Source organism: Gordonia sp. PS3 (assembly GCF_041950545.1).
Lineage (GTDB): Bacteria > Actinomycetota > Actinomycetes > Mycobacteriales > Mycobacteriaceae > Gordonia > Gordonia sihwensis.
Map to the genome: position 1 here is coordinate 1,387,061 of NZ_CP169524.1, position 18,161 is coordinate 1,405,221.

The window sequence follows — 18,161 nt, forward strand, 5'->3', positions numbered from 1 at the left end:
TTCGCCGATCGCGTGATCGCGAGATGGTAAGGCTCGAGGTCTGGACAGATTGTTCCGAGACCGCGGACTCCTTCTGCTCCCGCCACTTATCTGCCAGTACGGTCACCAGGGTTCGGAGTCAGTTCTGCGACTGCGGCATCAGAGACGGGACGGCCGGCGGATGCTGCACGCTCCGCTGCGCGTTTCGTGACCGCGTCGGTGGCCGCGCCTTCGGAGGGCCCGTCTGCCTGAACGGATCGGATCTTCCCGTCGCGGCATCGGACTTCTCAGCGCGCACGGTACTTATTCGAGGCGAGCGGCGTGACCGCGATTTGTCCGTGCTCGCCGACCTCGAGGCGCCGGCGCCCCATCAGGCTACCCGACGTTCGAGTTCGTCCTCGATCCACCGCCGTTCGGCTGGTGTGAGGTCGGCGACGCGGGCCTTGAGCATCGGGATATCGGTCCAGAGCTCGTCGGCGATCTCGCCGACGTGCTGCGACCAGCAGAGGGCATCGAGGAGTTGGTCGAGGGTGACGAAACGGCGCGTGGCGATGCGTTCGACAGCGGCTTCCTCGCGAGCGTGCAGAACCGGGTCAACGGGGATGAAGCAGCCGCGTTCGATGTGGCCCATCTCGTGGGACAGTGTCGAGCGTCGCTCGTCGCTGAGCGCACCGGCGCTGATCTCTATGCGGTTCCCGCAGCGCAGCTCTGGCCGCGCACCCCGGGCGGGAGGTTGTCGACGAACACGATTTCGAGTCCTTGATTCCGGATGCCTCCCGCCACGGGTGGTAGCGCATGATGATCTCCTTCGCGCGGCACGGCTGGTGAGACTGTGCCGGGGTCGTAGTCGGGGCTAGCTGGCGCGACGGTCCTGATCGGGTAGGTCATGTCGCGTCAGCAGGTGAGGCTGGTACTGGCCGTACTCGGCGCCGGGCTGGCCGGAGTTCCATGCGGCGTTCTCGGCGTCAGCACGGTCCGCGAGAGCTTTCGCGTACGCGCGGTTCGCCGCTTCCACGGCGGCTCGGTTCCCCTGGCGGATCTGCCACCATTCCCAGCCCTTCCGGCCGAGCCACCAGCATCCGATCGCGAGGTACTTGTAGAACAGCCAGACGCCGTAGAGCATCCACCACGTCAGCAGCAAGAACCAGCGCACCATCTGCCAGCAGAGGTAGAGCAGTCCGCCGGTTGCGCTGACCATGTCCTTGCCGAGGCCGCGGGGTACCAGCGGCATCGACCAGCCGACTGGCCCGATCCCTCCTCCGACATAGAGCCCCATCTTGATCCCCTTCGTGTGAGGCGCGCTGTCCTGTCGCGCACCGTGTGGCGTGGATCGTATCGGTCGTATCTGACACTGGGTCTGCTATGCCCCGTTCTCGGGACCTTCGGGATCGGGCTCTTCGCAGCGACGAGCGGATGCCCGGTTGATGTAGTCCGACTGCGACATCTCGTCGATGCGACGGGCCGCCCAGCATTCCTCCTCGATCGCATCGTCGGCGCTCGCGAACTTCGGCGTGATGATGACCGCGTCGCCCTCTCCACGGAACAGTCGTGCTGCTTCCGGGTCAACGCGCTGCTGAATCTCGTCGAGAAGCTGCTGATTCGTCGCATGCCCGAGCGCCTGCGGTATCCCGGCGAGTTCGAGTTCATCGGGCTCGAGATACAAGTCGGGCTCTTCGGCGCGGAGCGCCGCGGCGCGCAAATAAATGCCTGGACGTGGTGCCCATTCACGATTCTCGTGCGGGACACTTGCGGTTCTCCAGCGCCGTCGTAAGTGGGGACGTCGTTACGTATCGAGTCCAGCATCGTATTGAGCGTCGCTTCTACTTCGGCCGGCTTTGGCGCATTCGGTGTAGGGCATCAACTGCATCGGGACTGTCGCCTTCTGGCTGATCTGCGCGTAGCCGCTCAGCCTTCGCCTTCCTCCGGCGAGCCTCTGGTTTCGGGGCTCTTCCCAGATGAGGGTGTAGGTCGGCCGGGCGCGTCGGTCCGCAGATAGACGTCGAGGTCTCCCGACGATGGAGGTTTCTACGCCATCCATCCGAAAGACCTCGACGTGACCGACGCTACCCCGCCGGCCGGCTTCGGCCGCGCTGACCTGACCGCCTTCGCGTCTCATCCCAATCGACCCTGATCGAGTCTGCTGACCCCCTCGACGAGAACGCAGCGACATCACAGCCACCCGACCCCGACCGTCCGGGAAGCCGGGGCACGTCACATGGCCTGTGCTGCGGGTGTGTCGAGTGGGTCGTCCAGGGGCGACGCCGGGGCGTCGACGCGACGTGCTGAGAGGTGGTTCCAGTCGAGCGCTAGGACACCGGCTACAGGCATGGCGATAGGTCAGGAACGGCGTCGCTCCCTGCGCAGGAGGGAGCGCAGAGTCTCGGCGTTCGCGTAGCCGACCCGTAGCGCGATCTCGGCGGAGGTGAGGTCCGTGGTTGCTGAGAGGTGCCGAGCTCGTTCGATGCGAAGCCGTTGGACGAAGCCGAGCGGAGTGAGGTTGAGCGCCGCACGGACTCGTCGTTCGAGGGTGCGCCGGCTGGTGCCGAGCGACTGCGCGACGAAGGCGACGTTGAACGGTTCGTCCAGGCGGGCGCGCACGAAGCGTTCGAACTCGACGACGATCGGGTCTTCGTGCCGGAGATGTTCGTAGGCGACGAAGGCCGCCTGCGACGGGCGCTCGTCGATGATGAGGAGCTTGGCGACATGTTGGGCCAGGTCGGGGCTGATCGATCGCACGAGTGAGAGCGCGAGGTCGATGTGGGCGAACGCGGCGCCGGCGGTGACGAGGTTTCCGTCGACCACGACCATGGTGTCGAGATCGAGGGCGACGGTCGGATAGCGCTTCAGGAACTCCGGCCCCAGGAACCAGCTGGTCGTCGCCCGCCGATGATGCATCCGTCCGGTCTCGGCGACAGCGAACACGCCGGTGCACGCCGCGGCGATCCGGGTGGTCGCGTCGTCGAGGCGCCCGAGCGAGGCGATGACCGAACGAGCATCTCGGCTCTGGAGGGCGTCGTTGGTAGCGGCGGCCGTGAGGGTTCCAAGCGCAGGGACGACGACCACGTCGAACTCTGCGGACTCCGACAGCGGGTGGTCCACCGACAGGGTCATCGATGCCGTCGTGGTCACTCTCCGTTTCGGTCCGAGGATGGCGAGTTCGATCGGGTCGATCCGCGGGTCGACATCGCCGCGGGCTCCGTCGGCCACCCGCACGATGTCGATGACCGACGCGACAGCCGAACCGAAGCAGCCGTCGATCGCGATCAGTCCGATACGCATGGCGCAAACAATAGCAATACTGCCGTATACGCCACTTCTCACATGCCCTTGCTCGTCCTACGCTGAACTTGCTTCACCGGGAAACCTCGACACCTAGGAGAACCCCTCATGTCCACACCCGCATCACTTCCGTATGCCTTCGTCGCCAAGATCGTCGCGGCCGATGGACAGCACGACGCGCTCGCCGATCTGCTCGCCGGCGCTGTCGCGCTCGCCAACGAAGAAGTAGGAACGATTGTCTGGTTCGCGGTCAGGACCCACGCCGACACTTTCTGGATCTTCGATGCATTCCCCGACGAGGCCGCTCGCAACGCCCACGCCAACGGCGCCATCGTCGCAGCCCTGACGGACAATCAGCACCTCCTCGGCGCAGCACCCGAGATCCTGGCGGCCGACGTCCTCGCGTCCAAGCTCCCGTAGTCCGCCAACGCACGAGACGATCGCGCCCCGCCGAGCCGTCGCCAGGTCGCGACGCAACGCCACGCTGCGTTGCCGAGCGGTGCGAGGCCTATCGGCACACGGACAGGATGCCGGCCGCGAGCGCTCAGCCGGCGAGGGGTCCGTCGCAGAGGAGAGCGACGTCGGTGTCGGGCAGAGCCGTGAGGCCAGCGCATCGCGCGACCACCAGAACCGAACCGCCCCTGCCCTGCGTTTGCGCAGGTCAGGGGCTGTTCGCCGGAGCCGCCTGTCGGAATCGAACCGACGACCTAATCACGTCGGCTTTGCGTCTATCGCTTGATGCGCCCACTGGGCGAACGAGCCGCTGACCTGCTCAAACGCCGAGCGTGGGGGACGCCGCCATCCGGTGGTGACCGACGACGACCGACCAGTACCGACCAGTACCGACCGTTTCACCGGAGCTTGCGGCGGCGTCGAAGCCGAGCAAGCTCCATTCCTTTAGCTCACCGCGCCCTCCTCCTCGCCGGTCCTGTCGTCGTCGAAGACGTTTCAGGGGTCTTCTCAGCTGACGGTGTAGGTCGGCTGGGCGCGTCGGTCCGCAGATAGACGTCGAGGTCTCCCGACGACGGAGGGTTCCTACGCCATCCATCCGAAAGACCTCGACGTGTCCGACGCTACCCCGCCGGCCGGCTTCGGCCGCCCTGACCTGACCGCCTTCGCTCGACTCGACAGCCTCGGTCTGAGCGTGACCGGACAACGACTTGAACCGGATCGTGCGGTCCTCGCGTGCCGCGTGGTGGAACCAGATCAGTGGTGCCGACGGTGCGGCAGCGAAGGCGCTGCTCGTGACACCGTGATCCGGCGGTTGGCCCACGAGCCGCTGGGCTGGCGACCGACCGTGCTGGAAGTTGTAGTGCGCCGCTACCGCTGTGCCGACTGCGGACACGTGTGGCGCCAAGACACCAGCGCCGCGGCGGAGCCACGCGCGAAGCTCTCGCGCACCGGGCTGCGGTGGGCGCTGGAAGGGATCGTGGTCGCACACCTCACCGTCGCCCGTGTCGCCGAGGGACTCGGGGTCGCGTGGGACACCGCCAACAACGCGGTCCTGGCTGAAGGCAAGCGGCTGCTGATCAACGACCCCACGCGGTTTGAGGGCGTGAAGGTCATTGGCGTCGATGAGCACGTCTGGCGCCACACCAGGCGTGGCGACAAGTACGTCACCGTGATCATCGACCTCACCCCGGTCCGCGATGGCGCCGGCCCAGCAAGGCTGCTGGACATGGTCGAGGGCCGGTCGAAGGCGGCGTTCAAGACCTGGCTCGCCGACCGCGACGACGCCTTCCGTGACGCGGTCGAGGTGGTCGCGATGGACGGCTTCACCGGGTTCAAGACCGCCGCTGCAGAGGAGATCCCGGACGCGGTCACGGTGATGGATCCCTTCCACGTCGTGCGCCTGGCCGGTGACGCCCTCGACAGGTGCCGGCGCCGGGTCCAACTCGCGACCCACGGGCACCGTGGGTTCAGGGACGACCCGCTCTACAAGTCGCGGCGCACGCTGCACACCGGCGCGGACCTGCTCACCGACAAGCAGAGCGACAGGCTACGCGCGCTGTTCGTTGATGACGCTCACGTCGAGGTCGAGGCGACCTGGGGTGTCTACCAGCGCATGATCGCCGCCTATCGCCACGAGGACCGGCAACGTGGCCGCGAGCTCATGGAGAAGCTGATCACCGACCTCAGCGCCGGCGTCCCCAAGGTGCTCACCGAGCTCACCCCCCCTGGGCCGGACCCTGAAGAAGCGAGCCGCTGACGTGCTCGCCTACTTCGAACGACCCGGCACCAGCAACGGGCCGACCGAGGCGCTCAACGGACGGCTCGAACACCTGCGCGGCTCCGCACTCGGGTTCCGCAACCTGACCAACTACATCGCCCGAAGCCTGCTCGAGACCGGCGGCTTCAGACCCCAACTCCTACACCCCCGATTGGGATGAGCCGGTTTCGGTTGAGTTGGAGGTCCTGTCCGCGGCGTTTGAGGCCGGCGTGGCGGCCGCGCGAGAAGTGCGCGCGGAGGCGGAGTCGTCGCTGGCGTTGATCGACGTCGTGGACCGGTTTCCGTCGCTGACAGACGAGGACGTCGTTCAATGGTGGGCGGACGAATCGACGCCGCTCGAGGACCGGCGTGCACTGATCGCTTCGGTGATCGATCACGTCGACATCCTGCCGTTGCGGGAGTCGTCGGACCGGGACCGGTTCGTCGTTCACTGGCGGTAGATGGCTGGCAATTCCTGGGATATTCCTGGGATTTGTCTCCCGGACAGAGAAAACCCCAGGCCAGAAAGTAGTTCTGACCTGGGGTCTCTTACGCTCCCCCAATTGGATTCGAACCAATAACCGCTCGATTAACAGTCGAGTGCTCTGCCGTTGAGCTATGGGGGATTGCTCTCGTTGCGAACGAGAACAGACTCTATCCCATGTCTCCGGGAGAGTGCAAAACAGCAGTTCAGGGGGCGTTCTGCCAAATCTGAGTCTGCGACAGATGGGCGATCAGCCGCGCGGCGCCGTCGGTGAACTCCCGACGGATGCACTCGGCCGCAGCGTCCGGGTCACCGGATCGGTAGGCGGCGATCAGCTCGTCGTGCAGGTTCGCGGTCAGCTCTCCCCACTCAGGGTCCGACGCGTACAGCGCGTGGGGTGTGTAGCGGGTCGTGTTGAGCAGCACCCAGGCCAGCTTCGTATTGCCGCTGATCTGATTGTGCGTGCGGTGGAACTCGAATTCCGCATCGGTGAGGTCCTCGTGATCGCCTGACCTCACGGCGCTGCGGAACCGGGCGTTGGCCCAGGCGAGCTCGTCGATCTGCGCACTGGTCACCACCCGCGCCGTGCGACGGGCGATCCGTGCCGCGGCCTCGCCCTGGAGCCAGAACAGATCGTCGACGTCGGTCCGAGTGAGCGGAGCGACCTCGTAGCCGCGATGCGGGGCGAGGAGGACCATGCCCTCGCCCCGCAGGGTCAGCAGTGCCTCGCGGACCGGGGTGACGCTCACGCCCAGTTCCACGGCGGTCTCGTCGATGCGAATCCGCGCTCCCGGCAGCACCTCGGCGGTCATGATCTTGTGCCGGAGGATCGACGCGACCTCTTCGGACAGTTGCGGGCGTCGCCGCTGACGGACCGGGGTGGCGTCAGAGGCCATAGGTCTTTCCGATGATGTCGCGCTGGATCTCGTTGGTGCCGCCGAACACGGTCGAGATGATCGCCGACCGCATGAGACGCTCGGCGTCGAATTCGGTGGCGTAGCCGTACCCGCCCATCATCTGCATCCCGTCGATGGTCATCTTCTTGCTCGTCTCGGTTGCCTTCAGCTTCACCATCGACGCCTCCCGCGGCATCAGCCGGTCCGGATGAGCATCCGCGGCCCGGGCGACGCTGTAGACGAGCTCCCGGGTGCACGCGATCTCCGTGGCGTGGTCGGCCATCCGATGGCGCAGCGCTTGGAAGGAGCCGACCGGGCGACCGAACTGCTTGCGTTCGGTGATGAAGGCGAGAGTGTCGTCGAATGAGCGTCGCGCGAGTCCCAACTGCATCGCCGCCAGGATGAGGCGCTCGGAATTGAGCCCGGACATCAATTGGCGCCACCCGTTGCCGACCTCGCCGACGACTGCGGAATCGGGAACGAAGCAGTCGGTGAAGTAGAGGTCGTTCACCTCGCGGCCGCCGAGCGTGTCGATACCGCTGATCTTGAGCCCGGGAGTGTCGGCCGGGACGTGGAACTGGGTGAGACCCTCGTGCTTTCCGCCGGAGCGGTCGGTGCGGGCGATGAGAAGGATGCTCTTCGAGAAGTGTGCATTGGAGCACCAGGTCTTCTGCCCGTTGATCTTCCAGCCGCCCTCGACCTTCTCCGCGCGACAGGTCAGGGCGCCGACGTCCGACCCCGCCTCGGGTTCGGACATCGAGATCGATAGTGAGTCGCCCGCGACCACGCCCGCGAGCACCTCGCGCCGCAGGTCGTCGTGCGCGAACTTGGCGTACGCGGCAGCGGTGATGAGGGTCGGGCCCACCGCGCCGATCGGAGCCTGGCCGCGGACGGCCTCCTCCAGGAAGATGCACATCTCGACGTTGCCCGCGCCGGCGCCGCCGAATTCCTCTGCCACGTTGATTCCGGCCCAGCCGAGGCCGGCCATCTTCCGATACAGCTCGTCGGAGTGGGCCTCGGTCCCGTTGTTGGTGAGTGCGTCTCGCCGCTGCCGGGTGCCGACCTCGCGCTCACAGAAGTCGGCGACCGCCTGCGCGAAAGCTGCCTGTTCGGGGGTGAATTCGACCACGGGGTGACTCCTTGACATCGGCTGAATGAAACAGATCCCTACAAGTCGTATCACATATATCTAGCGATCGGTGAAGTGGCATGTGTCACATACGACCATCCTTCGCGCATCATTACAGTGGGTGATCATGGCCGACAGCAGCGACGACGAACGAGCGACGAAGCCGGAAGCAACGGACCCGGACCGAGCGGAGTTGTTGGCGCAGAACCGCGAACGCCGGGCCCGGATCCGTGACGAAGAGCGCGTCGAGAAGGCCGACGGCGATCAGGATCTCATCGAGATCGGTGTCGGCGGACCGGCCGATTCGCCGCGCAAGCTCGCCATCGCGTTCGCCGCGACGACGGCGCTTCTGGTGGTGGTCGTCGGGATCCTCGCCTACTTGCTCGTCTCGGAGGACTCGGCGGGTTCGGGGCGCTCAGACGAGCAGGGGGCGATCGTCGCAGCGAAGCAGTACGCGACCACCGTGCTGACGTACTCGGCGGGCGACTACGCCGATCTCGACAAGCGGATCCGATCGATCTCGACGCCTGATTTCGCCGACCGGTACATCCGATCCTCACAGCAGGCGCGGGAGGGCAACGACGCCGCGCAGGCCACCGGAACGGCCGTGGCCAGGGAAGCCGGAGTCGTGTCGATCTCCGACGACGAGGCGGTGGTCCTGGTCGCGATCGACCAGAACGTCAAGACGCCGCTGGCGCCCGATGCGTCGAAGGAGGGCATCGACTACCAGTCGCGCATCAAGATCATGATGTCGCGCGACGGTGATTCGTGGAAGCTGTCGGATCTGTCGGTGGTGTGAGCGCCCCGACGGTCTGTGCCGAAGCGGTCTCGCCGGTGAGCACCGCCGTGACGACGACCGCGATGGTCGGTGCATCGAGGTCGCGGTCGGCGATCGTCAGGTCAGTGGCGACGTTCAGTGCCGCGTGCACCAGGAATCGGGCGACGCCGGGGGCCACCCCGGGCCGGGCGCGCTGCAGCCACGTCGCCCATTCGTCGACGTTGACGCGCTGCTGACGCCGCAGCGCGCGCTGATCGGCGGGATCGAGCACTCCCGTGTCGCGCAGGTAGACCGTCATGATCCCGGGGTCGCCGACGCACAGTGCGCTGTACTCGGCGGCGAGCGCGACGAGTGCCTCGCGGGGAGTGTTCGCGTGTGCCAGACCTTCGGCGATCGCGGCGGTGGTGCGTTCCGAGCCGCGCCACAGGGCCGCGGCGAGAATCGCGTTCTTCGACGGGAAATGGCGGTACACGCCGGACGGCGGAAGACCGGCGGCGGCGCCGATCTGCTCGAGGGTCACGTCATGGAACCCGCGGTCGGCGAACAGTCGGATCGATTCGGTGAGGATCGTCTCGCGCCGACCGGCCGGGGCGAGACCCCGAGTGCCGGCCGCGGGCTGCGGCTCTGGCAGGTCCAGATCGATGAGAGTCTCCACTGCCGCGCACAGGACGTCGAGGACGGTACGACGGGCGAGACCGATCCGGTGCGTCACCGGGCTGGCGACGACGGACAGGGTGGCGGTCACCAGAATCCGCGCGGTCCGGTCGTCGACTTCGGGGCGCATTCCGCGCAGGAGTGCGGTGAGCCGGTTCCGGGTCGTCGCCGACAGTTCCGCAAGGCGTCGGCGATCGTCTCCCCGCAACAGCCGGGGTTCGCGCCGGTAGACGTTCCCGGATTCGCGGTTGTCGAGCGCGTTGGCGGCAATCGACCGGACGACGGCGAGCAGTTCGCTGCGCGGGTCGTCCTCGGAGGGCACCGCGGCGACCGCGGCGGCCAGTTGTCCGGCCAGATGGATCAGCGAGGCAGCGAAGAGTTCGTACTTGCCCGAGAAGTGCTTGTACAGCGCGGGCGCTGAGATTCCGGCCTCGTCGGCGATCGCCCCGAGGCGGGTGGCGTGGAATCCGGACGAAGCGAAACTGCGCGCGGCGGCAGCAAGGATCACCTCCCGCCTGTCGGCCGGGCGTCTGCGTGTGCGTTCGGCGGTGCCGCAGTCGTCTCCGGTTTCCATGAGAAACGATGCTAGCGAACCTCCGTTGCGATGAATCTGGAAACCTAGAAGAGAGAACAAGCTGGTAGAGGACAATTATTAGGGTGGTAAGTTAATTTACATTCGCATGACGTAGATCACTTCCGGTGCTACGGTGGGGGCGATTGCCAGGGTTCACCGAGTCGAGGAGCGCGATGATCAGCGAGGCCGAGTGCCGTGACGGGGTCTGGGCGAGCATCGATGCGAACGGGATCGCGCGTCTGGAGATCGACCGGCCCCGGCAGATGAACGCACTCGACGGGCCCGCGTCCGCGCGCGTGATCGCCCTGTGTGACGAGTGGGCGGCGAGTCCCGACGTCCGCGTGGTGATCGTGTCCGGTCGAGGCGGATCGTTCAGCGCGGGAGCCGATGTGGCGGGGATGGCGCAGGACGCGCGGGGCTCGGGAGGCTTCGACGAGGCCGCCTCCCGGGCGATCATCGAGAACGGGTCGAATCTGGTCCGCGCGGTTCGGGGGCTGCCGATGCCGGTGATCGCCGCGCTCGACGGTGCCGCAGTCGGCATCGGCGCGTCGCTGGCTGTCGCGGCCGATCTCGTCTACGCCACCAGCCGCACCTACTTCATGCTCGCATTCGTCAATATCGGCCTGATGCCGGACGGAGGAGCGTCGGCCCTGTTCACCGCGGCGGTCGGCCGTGCTCGGGCCAACGCGATGGCGTTGCTCGGGGAGAAGCTGTCGGCCGCCGATGCGTACGACGCCGGGCTCATCACGGCGTTCTTCGATGACCCGGCCGGGCTCGCGGCGGCCGTCGACCGGGTTGCCGGACGACTGGCCCGCCGTTCCCCGCGCGCGCTCGCGCTGACCAAGTCGGCTCTCGACCGCCATTCGCTGAGCGGATTCGACGAGGCGCTCGAGCGTGAGATCTCCGGTCAGACCGAGCTCCTCCAGTCGCCGGAGTTCCAGTCCGCCTTGACGTCGTTCGTCGCCGGCCGCTGACCGACCGGCGTCACCCGTGCTTCTCGCCGCGCCCGCTATTTCCGCACCTCGATAGGAGATGACATGACCGAGACCCTGGGCTTCACGCTCACCGACGAACCGCTCCGTTCGCGCCGCAACCATTGGAACAACCAGGTCCGCCGACACGCCGAGACCCGCCCGGACGGGGTGGCCTTGCGTTTCCTGGGCAAGAGCACCACATGGCGGGAGCTCGACCACCGGACGCATTCGCTGGCGGCGGCGCTGCTGCGCCGCGGTGTGCGATTCGGCGATCGAATCATGGTCCTGATGCTCAACCGGACCGAGTACGTGGAACTCACGCTCGCCGCGAATCTGATCGGGGCGATCCCGGTCCCGGTCAACATCCGGATGGCACCCGCCGAGGTGGCCTTCCTCGTCTCCGACTCGGGTGCCCGGGTGATCGCGACCGAGACGATGCTGGCCCCGCTGGCCGACGCCGTCTCGCAGATCACCGGCTCCGTCGAGGAGATCATCACGGTCGGCGACGTCGCGAACCCCGCGCACCTGGCGTACGAGGATCTTGTGTCCGAGCAGGGTGAGCCGCTGCCCGATATCGACGTGCCGGAGGACACCGTCGCCCTGATCATGTACACGTCCGGCACCACCGGCAAGCCGAAGGGGTCGATGCTGACGCACCAGAATCTGCAGGCGCAGGCGGTCACGTGCATTCAGGCGCTGAACACCGCATCCGACGACATCGCGTCCTGCGTCGCCCCGATGTTCCACATCGCGGCGCTCGGTGCGATGACGCCGACCTTCTACATGGGTGCGACCACCGTGATTCATCCGCTCGGCAATTTCGATCCCGAGCAGATGCTCGACGTCCTGGAGGCGGAGGGCACGACCTCCATCTTCCTGGTGCCCGCGCAGTGGCAGGCGGTGTGCGCCGCGCAGCAGGCACGTCCCCGCGAGCTCAAGCTGCGCGTGGTCAGCTGGGGCGCTGCGCCGGCCTCGGACACGGTGCTGCGAGCTATGAACGAGACCTTCCCGGACGCGATGAACGTGGCCGTGTTCGGACAGACCGAGATGTCGCCGATCACGTGCGTGCTCGAGGGCAAGGACGCCTTGCGCAAACTCGGCTCCATCGGGAAGGTCGTCCCGTGCGTCACCGCGCGCGTGGTGGACGCCGCGATGAACGACGTGCCGCAGGGCGAGGTCGGCGAGATCGTGTACCGCGGCCCCAACCTGATGGCCGGCTACTGGCAGAACCCGCAGGGCACCGCGGACGCCTTCGCCGGAGGCTGGTTCCACTCCGGCGACCTGGTGCGTCAGGACGAGGAGGGTTTCCTCTACGTGGTCGACCGAGCGAAGGACATGATCATATCCGGGGGAGAGAACATCTACTGCGCCGAGGTGGAGAACGTGCTCTTCGGCCACCCGAAGGTCGCCGAGGCCGCGATCATCGGCCGCGCGCACGAGAAGTGGGGAGAGGTGCCGGTCGCGGTGGTCGTCCTCGCCGACGGGGTCGACGACCTGACGCTGGAGGAGATGGAACCGTTCCTGAACGAGAATCTGGCGCGGTTCAAGCACCCGAAGGATCTCGTCATCGTCGACGAACTGCCGCGCAATGCCGGCGGAAAGGTCGTCAAGCCGCAGTTGCGAGAGGCGTACGGCAGCAAAGACGCCGGACTCAAGAATTGAGAACTGTAACGTGTTTCATTTTTGTCGAGAAGTGACTACCCTCACTAGCAGATGCGGCTGAGGCCGTACGTCATCTGTGGGATGCGGCCTCGCCGCAACGGGATTCGAAATCGAGGTAAATGACTGTGAAGACCAAGGGCGCCATCCTCCGGGAGCTGAACACGCCGTGGAAGATCGAAGAGATCGAGATCGGTGATCCCAAGGCGCACGAGATCAAGATCCGCATGGAAGCAGCGGGCATGTGCCACTCGGACCATCACCTGATGACCGGCGGCATTCCGATGGGCGGGTTCCCGATCCTCGGCGGTCACGAGGGAGCGGGTGTGGTCGAGGAGATCGGTGAGGGCGTCACCGACTTCGAGGTCGGCGACCACGTGGTGCTGTCGTTCATCCCGTCGTGCGGCAAGTGCCGCTCCTGCAAGGCGGGCGTGGCCAACCTGTGCGACTTCGGTGCCATGCTGCTGCAGGGCGAAGCCGTCTCCGACCACACCTTCCGCATCCACACGGCCGCCGGTGAGCCGGTGTACCCGATGACCCTCCTCGGCACGTTCAGCCCGTACATGGTGGTGCACGAGGCGTCGGCGGTGAAGATCGACAAGGAGATCCCGTTCGAGGTCGCGGCACTGTGCGGCTGCGGCATCCCGACCGGCTACGGATCGTCCACCCGCAGCGGCGACGTCCGCCCGGGTGAGGATGTGGCGATCATCGGCGTCGGTGGCGTCGGAACAGCTGCCCTGCAGGGTGCGGTCATCGCCGGCGCGCGCAACGTCTTCGCCATCGATCCGGTGGAGTGGAAGCGTGAGCAGGCCCTGAAGTTCGGTGCGACTCATGCCTTCGCGTCCGTCGAGGAGGCCATGAACGAGATCGGTAACGCCACCGAGTGGGGGATGTGCCAGAAGGTGATCGTCACCGTCGGCGAGGTGCACGGCGAGGACGTCGACACCTGGCTGAGCATCACCGCCAAGAACGGCACGTGCGTGCTGACCGGCATGGGCAACATGATGGAGAACCAGGTCACGCTCAACCTGTCGATGCTGACGCTGCTGCAGAAGAACTTGCAGGGCAGCATCTTCGGCGGCGCCAACCCGAAGCTCGACATCCCGAATCTGCTGTCGATGTACAAGATCGGCAAGCTCAAGATCGAGGAGATGATCACCCGCCAGTACAGTCTGGACCAGATCAACGAGGGCTACCAGGACATGCTCGACGGCAAGAACATCCGCGGCGTCATCCGTTACACCGACGCCGATCGCTAGGCCCCGCTCGCGAGATTCTGACATCCTGAAGATCCGCCGGCTCATCGGGCCGGCGGATCTTCATATGCAGTGGGCCCGGGCAGCGGCCGGAGGTCCGACTGCCGGCGGCGAAGGGGAGAGATGACCGAGAAGAGGAGCTCGCGTTCACGTGCCGAGCGGGGAGCGGAGATCGCCGAGCGCGAGACCGTCGAGGGCGGAGCCTGGGCGGCCTCGCCGGAGGCGAAGTCGACGGCTCTGACTCTGCGCATCGTCGCCGCAGTGCTGTGGACAGTTGCGATCGCGGGTGAACTCGTCACCATCTTCTGGGTGCTGCGTCAGGATCCGCTCCGGATGTGGCTGCTGATCGTGATGATCGTCGTCATCGGCGCGTTCGCGCTGGCCGGATCGCTGCTGTGGAAGAAGGCCAATCGCTACGATCCGGCGTCCGAGAAGGACCGGGTCCGATTCTTCGTTCAGAACCAGCTCGGCGTGATCGTCACGGTGATCGCCTTCCTCCCGCTGATCGTCCTGATCTTCCTGAACAAGGACATGGACGGGAAGCAGAAGGGGATCGCGGGCGCAGTGGCGATCGTCGTCGCGGCTCTGGTCGGATTGGCCGGCGCCGACTGGGATCCGCCCTCGGTGGAGCAGTACGGCGTCGAGACCAATGTGGTCGAGCAGCTGACGGGCAAGAACCGCGTGTACTACACCAAGGGCGGTTCGGTCTTCCACGTCTGCGCCGACGTACCCGATCTCCGGCGGTCGGCGACGATACTCGACGGCACGGTGGACCAGGCGCACGCTGACGGCAAGGACCGGCTGACGAAGAAGTGGGTCTCCGAGGCGATCAACAACTGCGGGATCCCGGTGGAGCGGGTCGACGCCGTGCTCGGCGACGTCGACGACGTCACCTCCACGCTCGACGACGACCAGTTCACGACGGGCTCCGACGGCAAGCCCTCGGTCAACACCGATGTCGAGACGCCCGCTCCCGCAGGCACGCCGACGCCGGTCCGCTGACCGCACCGATCGGAGACGGGGAGTGCCGTGCGTGAGCTGACGAGTGACGATCTCGGGCTACTGCTGTCATTGTTCGCGGTCCTGCTGTTGGCGTTCGCGGCCAACTTCCACTTCTCGCGTACGTCGGTGCGGCGTCATCGGCGGGCCGCGTTGCTGTTCGTGGTGGTGAGCTTTCTCGGCGAACTCTCGACGGTGGTGGCGTTGATGCTGACGTGGGTCGCGCTGTGGAGTCCGGCCGCATGGGACAGGATCGACGATCTGCTGGTCTTCGTACCGGGCACGATCGCGATCCTGTGCGCGGTGGTGCTGACAGTGGAGTCGGTCTACGCGCGGTCGGTCAACATCATCAGGGCGGAGCGGGATCCCGCCACGCCGGGACACCGAACGCGCGATCGTGCCGGTGAGTAGGGTCGGTAGGCGTGAGATCACTCGAGACGCTTTCGGACTGGCCTGTCGACAACGTCTCCGCGGCCGTGCTCACCGCGGAGGGAACCGCCGGAACGTTCGGCGACCTCGCCCGCGTGTACGAGCTCGCGTCGGTCACCAAGCTCCTCGTCGCGCAGGCCGTGCTCGTCGCGGTGGAAGAGGGCGCGATCGATCTGCGGACTCCCGCCGGCCCGCCCGGAGCCACCGTCGCGCACCTGCTGGCGCATGCATCGGGCCTGGCCTTCGACAGCCGGCAGGTGGTCGCCGGCGTGGCCGAACAGCGGATCTACTCGAGCGCGGGATTCGAGGTGCTCGCCGAAGCGGTGGAAGCGGAGACCGGCATCGCCTTCGCCGACTATCTGCGCGAGGCCGTCTGCGATCCGCTCGGACTGACGGCGACGGAACTGTACGGTCCGGCCGGGCACGGTGCGCGGTCGACCGTCGCGGACCTCTCCCGGTTCGCCGCCGAGCGGCTCGCACCCCGGCTGATCTCCACCGGTCTCTCAGCGGAATCGGCGTCGGTGCAGTTTCCCGGGCTCGACGGATTCGTCCCCGGCTACGGCAAGCACCGGCCGAACGATTGGGGCCTCGGCTTCGAGATCCGGGGAACCAAGAGCCCGCACTGGACGGCTCCCGCTCATTCCCCGCGGACTCACGGGCACTTCGGCCAGGCCGGGACCTTCCTGTGGGTGGACCCCGATCGGCGGGCCGCCGCGGTGGTCCTCACCGACCGGCCTTTCGGGCCGTGGGCCAAGCCCCTCTGGAGTGAGTTCAACCAGGAAATACTCGACGAACTCGACGGCTCCGGCGGGTAGCCTCGGAACCAGGACGCGGTCTCGCCTCACATCCGGGTGGAGTCAGTCGGGTGCGGGGGCGCGTCGTCGCCGCGTTCGCACCCGAGAACCCGAAGGAGGCGTTTCGTGGCACGTTATGAACTCCCGACCACGACGGAGCTGCTCGAACTCGGGTCGCCGCGCGATCACGCGGTGACCGTCTATGCGCAGGCCAGTGCCGCGCAGTACGATCTCGCCCGAACCACGGTCAAGAGCGCGATGGACCGCGCCATCCGGTCGCTCCGCAACGGCGGCGGGAACCACGCGCTGGAGTCGGCCCTGCGCGAGAGGACCACGGCGATTCTCGCCGACGAGGGGTGGCGCAAGCTGTCGCACTCGCTGGCGGTGTTCATCACTCCGGAAGAGGGGGAGATGTTCGTCCTCCCGAACCAGTTGGAGAACCAGCTTCAGGTCGGCAGCTACTTCGACGTCGGGCAGCTGGTGCGCGCGGCGGCGGCCCCGCAGGACGCCTACGCGCTGACGCTGTCGGCCGACGGGTGGAACCTGTGGCAGGCGTCCGGAACGGAGCTGGCGTCGGAGATGGAGGTGGAGGCAGACGGCATCGGCGATGTCGCGGAGGCCACCAATCGCGCGACGGTGCGCGGACGGATCCATGCCCGTCGGCTGCACGGCGACGAGGGCACCAAGCTGCTCCTCGAGACGTACGCCAAACGCGTGCACGAGGTGGTGGTGAAGGCGATCGACGCCGATGACCCGTCCGCCGAGCGCCCGCTGTTCGTGTTCGCCGCCGATCCGCTGCTGGACATGTACCGGAACCTCGACCGCGGCTTCCGCGAACTCGTCGCGGTGCCCGGAAGCCCCGACGAACTGACGGCGGTGCAGATCGATGCCAGGATCCGCCAGGAACTCGCGGACATCAACTCCCGCCGCGCCAACGCGACGGTTGAGAAGATCGCCGACGGCGTGGCCAAGGGCCTCGTCGCGACCGACCTCGTGGATGTGGCACGGGCGGCGGTCGCGGGCAACGTCGACACCCTGGTGTACGACTTCACCGTCGACGTCCTCGGGCGCCTGGACAACGAGACGGGCGACGTCACGTACGCCGACGACGGCTACGACCTGCTGTCACGCATCGCGGTGTGGGTGCTGCAGACGGGCGGCCGGGTGATTCCGGTTCGCGCGTCCGAGATCGTCTCCGACATCTGGAACGGCACCGTGACGGCTCGGCTGCGTTACCCGCTGAGTACCTAGGACAGAGCTCGCGACAGACGACGGCCGCTCGGAGCAGAACGCTCCGAGCGGCCGTCGTCTGTCGAAGAACCGGGGTGCGGCGGCGGTTCAACCCACCCGCTGGCGCAGCCACGTGACCTCTGCGCCGACACCGCCCATGCGGTAGTTCTCCAGGCCCTCGTCCCACGCGGTGCCGAGGATGGCGTCGAGCTCTCCGGCCAGGCCGGCACTGTCGGGCTGTGCGTCCATCAGCGCGCGCAACTGCATCTCTCCGACGATCACGTCACCGTTGGCTCCGGTGGACCCACGCCACAGACCCAGCCCCGGCAGATAGCAGAAGCGTTCGCCGTCGACACCCTCGCTGGGGTTCTCGGTCACCTCGAAGACCAGGCCGGACCATTCGCGCAGCGCATTGGTCAGCCGTGCGCCGGTACCGACCGGCCCCGTCCAGTCGACGGTCGCACGCATGCGGCCGGGCTCGGCGTCCTGTTCGGACCACTTCAGGTCGGCCCGCGCATTCAGAGTCGACGACAGCGCCCACTCCACGTGCGGGCACAGCGCGACGGGAGAGGCGTGGATGTAGACCACGCCGCTCGTCATGTCCGCAAACTGATTCAGATTGCGCACCTTTTCACCTCCGGTTCGACGAGGAACGTCTTCCCCAAGCGCACCTACGCCGGAACTCGGATATCACACTGCTGATACAAAGTATGCCTTGTGATGTGCGTGTTGCGCTAGTTCTTTTTGGTGCGGATGTGTTCCTCGACGGACGACGGACGACGGACGACGGACGACGGGCGACGGACGACGGGCCGGCGCAGTCCGCCGGGAACGACGA

At 66.8% G+C, this 18,161-nt stretch carries 18 protein-coding genes, 1 tRNA gene and 1 pseudogene; 11 read left to right on the forward strand and 9 right to left on the reverse strand.

The features are described 5' to 3' along the window. Positions 1 to 349: 349 nt before the first annotated feature. From ACE11G_RS06385 to ACE11G_RS06400, 4 genes are all read right to left on the reverse strand, one after another. The gene (locus ACE11G_RS06385) at positions 350 to 610 is read right to left on the reverse strand and encodes a hypothetical protein (protein ID WP_278124204.1); all 261 of its coding nucleotides are present in this window, start codon (positions 608 to 610) and stop codon (positions 350 to 352) included. Positions 611 to 832: 222 nt separating this feature from the next. Beyond that, the gene (locus ACE11G_RS06390) at positions 833 to 1,255 is read right to left on the reverse strand and encodes a hypothetical protein (RefSeq protein WP_006895178.1); all 423 of its coding nucleotides are present in this window, start codon (positions 1,253 to 1,255) and stop codon (positions 833 to 835) included. Between the two features lie 84 nt (positions 1,256 to 1,339). Beyond that, positions 1,340 to 1,678 (reverse strand): hypothetical protein, encoded by a 339-nt coding sequence (locus ACE11G_RS06395; RefSeq protein ID WP_006895179.1) that lies wholly within the window; start codon positions 1,676 to 1,678, stop codon positions 1,340 to 1,342. A 638-nt stretch (positions 1,679 to 2,316) separates the two neighbouring features. Next, on the reverse strand, positions 2,317 to 3,258 hold the full coding sequence (locus tag ACE11G_RS06400) for a GlxA family transcriptional regulator (protein ID WP_003941078.1): 942 nt from the start codon (positions 3,256 to 3,258) through the stop codon (positions 2,317 to 2,319). A 108-nt stretch (positions 3,259 to 3,366) separates the two neighbouring features. Here ACE11G_RS06400 and ACE11G_RS06405 point away from each other — a divergent pair, with 108 nt between their 5' ends. The 3 genes and pseudogenes from ACE11G_RS06405 (at position 3,367) to ACE11G_RS06415 (ending at position 5,928) form a co-directional block, all read left to right on the forward strand. Next, a complete protein-coding gene (locus ACE11G_RS06405) occupies positions 3,367 to 3,678 on the forward strand; it encodes a putative quinol monooxygenase (RefSeq protein ID WP_375003959.1) in 312 nt (103 codons plus the stop codon). 643 nt (positions 3,679 to 4,321) lie between these two features. Next, positions 4,322 to 5,648, forward strand: a pseudogene (locus ACE11G_RS06410) (ISL3-like element ISPfr2 family transposase). A 49-nt stretch (positions 5,649 to 5,697) separates the two neighbouring features. Further along, positions 5,698 to 5,928, forward strand: coding sequence for a hypothetical protein (locus ACE11G_RS06415; protein ID WP_157225309.1), 231 nt, complete (start codon positions 5,698 to 5,700; stop codon positions 5,926 to 5,928). Positions 5,929 to 6,021: 93 nt separating this feature from the next. Here the strand turns inward: ACE11G_RS06415 and ACE11G_RS06420 are convergent. From ACE11G_RS06420 to ACE11G_RS06430, 3 genes are all read right to left on the reverse strand, one after another. Beyond that, a tRNA-Asn gene (locus tag ACE11G_RS06420) sits at positions 6,022 to 6,093 on the reverse strand. A gap of 64 nt (positions 6,094 to 6,157) precedes the next feature. Further along, positions 6,158 to 6,847: a GntR family transcriptional regulator gene (locus ACE11G_RS06425; protein ID WP_006895185.1), complete on the reverse strand. Its 690-nt coding sequence runs from the start codon at positions 6,845 to 6,847 to the stop codon at positions 6,158 to 6,160. Beyond that, a complete protein-coding gene (locus tag ACE11G_RS06430) occupies positions 6,837 to 7,976 on the reverse strand; it encodes an acyl-CoA dehydrogenase family protein (RefSeq protein ID WP_006895186.1) in 1,140 nt (379 codons plus the stop codon). Before ACE11G_RS06430 ends, ACE11G_RS06425 begins: the two co-directional genes overlap by 11 nt. Before the next feature lie 127 nt (positions 7,977 to 8,103). Between ACE11G_RS06430 and ACE11G_RS06435 the strand changes: the two genes are divergently transcribed. Then, positions 8,104 to 8,775: a hypothetical protein gene (locus tag ACE11G_RS06435; protein WP_278124201.1), complete on the forward strand. Its 672-nt coding sequence runs from the start codon at positions 8,104 to 8,106 to the stop codon at positions 8,773 to 8,775. On the opposite strand, the gene ACE11G_RS06440 is transcribed toward ACE11G_RS06435, so the two are convergent. Next, positions 8,720 to 9,982, reverse strand: a complete 1,263-nt coding sequence (locus tag ACE11G_RS06440; RefSeq protein ID WP_278124198.1) for a TetR/AcrR family transcriptional regulator — start codon at positions 9,980 to 9,982, stop codon at positions 8,720 to 8,722. The genes ACE11G_RS06435 and ACE11G_RS06440 overlap by 56 nt on opposite strands. A gap of 173 nt (positions 9,983 to 10,155) precedes the next feature. Here ACE11G_RS06440 and ACE11G_RS06445 point away from each other — a divergent pair, with 173 nt between their 5' ends. From ACE11G_RS06445 to ACE11G_RS06475, 7 genes are all read left to right on the forward strand, one after another. Continuing rightward, positions 10,156 to 10,956, forward strand: a complete 801-nt coding sequence (locus ACE11G_RS06445) for an enoyl-CoA hydratase/isomerase family protein (RefSeq protein ID WP_062366624.1) — start codon at positions 10,156 to 10,158, stop codon at positions 10,954 to 10,956. Between the two features lie 63 nt (positions 10,957 to 11,019). Continuing rightward, positions 11,020 to 12,618: a fatty-acid--CoA ligase FadD5 gene (fadD5, locus tag ACE11G_RS06450; protein ID WP_006895192.1), complete on the forward strand. Its 1,599-nt coding sequence runs from the start codon at positions 11,020 to 11,022 to the stop codon at positions 12,616 to 12,618. A 125-nt stretch (positions 12,619 to 12,743) separates the two neighbouring features. Further along, positions 12,744 to 13,874 (forward strand): NDMA-dependent alcohol dehydrogenase, encoded by a 1,131-nt coding sequence (locus ACE11G_RS06455; protein ID WP_039866974.1) that lies wholly within the window; start codon positions 12,744 to 12,746, stop codon positions 13,872 to 13,874. Between the two features lie 120 nt (positions 13,875 to 13,994). Then, positions 13,995 to 14,873 (forward strand): hypothetical protein, encoded by an 879-nt coding sequence (locus tag ACE11G_RS06460; RefSeq protein ID WP_045537672.1) that lies wholly within the window; start codon positions 13,995 to 13,997, stop codon positions 14,871 to 14,873. A gap of 27 nt (positions 14,874 to 14,900) precedes the next feature. Next, positions 14,901 to 15,281: a hypothetical protein gene (locus ACE11G_RS06465; RefSeq protein WP_045537674.1), complete on the forward strand. Its 381-nt coding sequence runs from the start codon at positions 14,901 to 14,903 to the stop codon at positions 15,279 to 15,281. Positions 15,282 to 15,292: 11 nt separating this feature from the next. Beyond that, positions 15,293 to 16,114 (forward strand): serine hydrolase, encoded by an 822-nt coding sequence (locus ACE11G_RS06470; protein WP_062366625.1) that lies wholly within the window; start codon positions 15,293 to 15,295, stop codon positions 16,112 to 16,114. A gap of 105 nt (positions 16,115 to 16,219) precedes the next feature. Continuing rightward, entirely contained in the window at positions 16,220 to 17,344 is a 1,125-nt protein-coding gene (locus ACE11G_RS06475) for a hypothetical protein (protein WP_062366626.1), read from the forward strand. Between the two features lie 87 nt (positions 17,345 to 17,431). On the opposite strand, the gene ACE11G_RS06480 is transcribed toward ACE11G_RS06475, so the two are convergent. Beyond that, entirely contained in the window at positions 17,432 to 17,950 is a 519-nt protein-coding gene (locus ACE11G_RS06480; RefSeq protein WP_045537680.1) for a DUF3145 domain-containing protein, read from the reverse strand. Positions 17,951 to 18,161 lie beyond the last annotated feature (211 nt).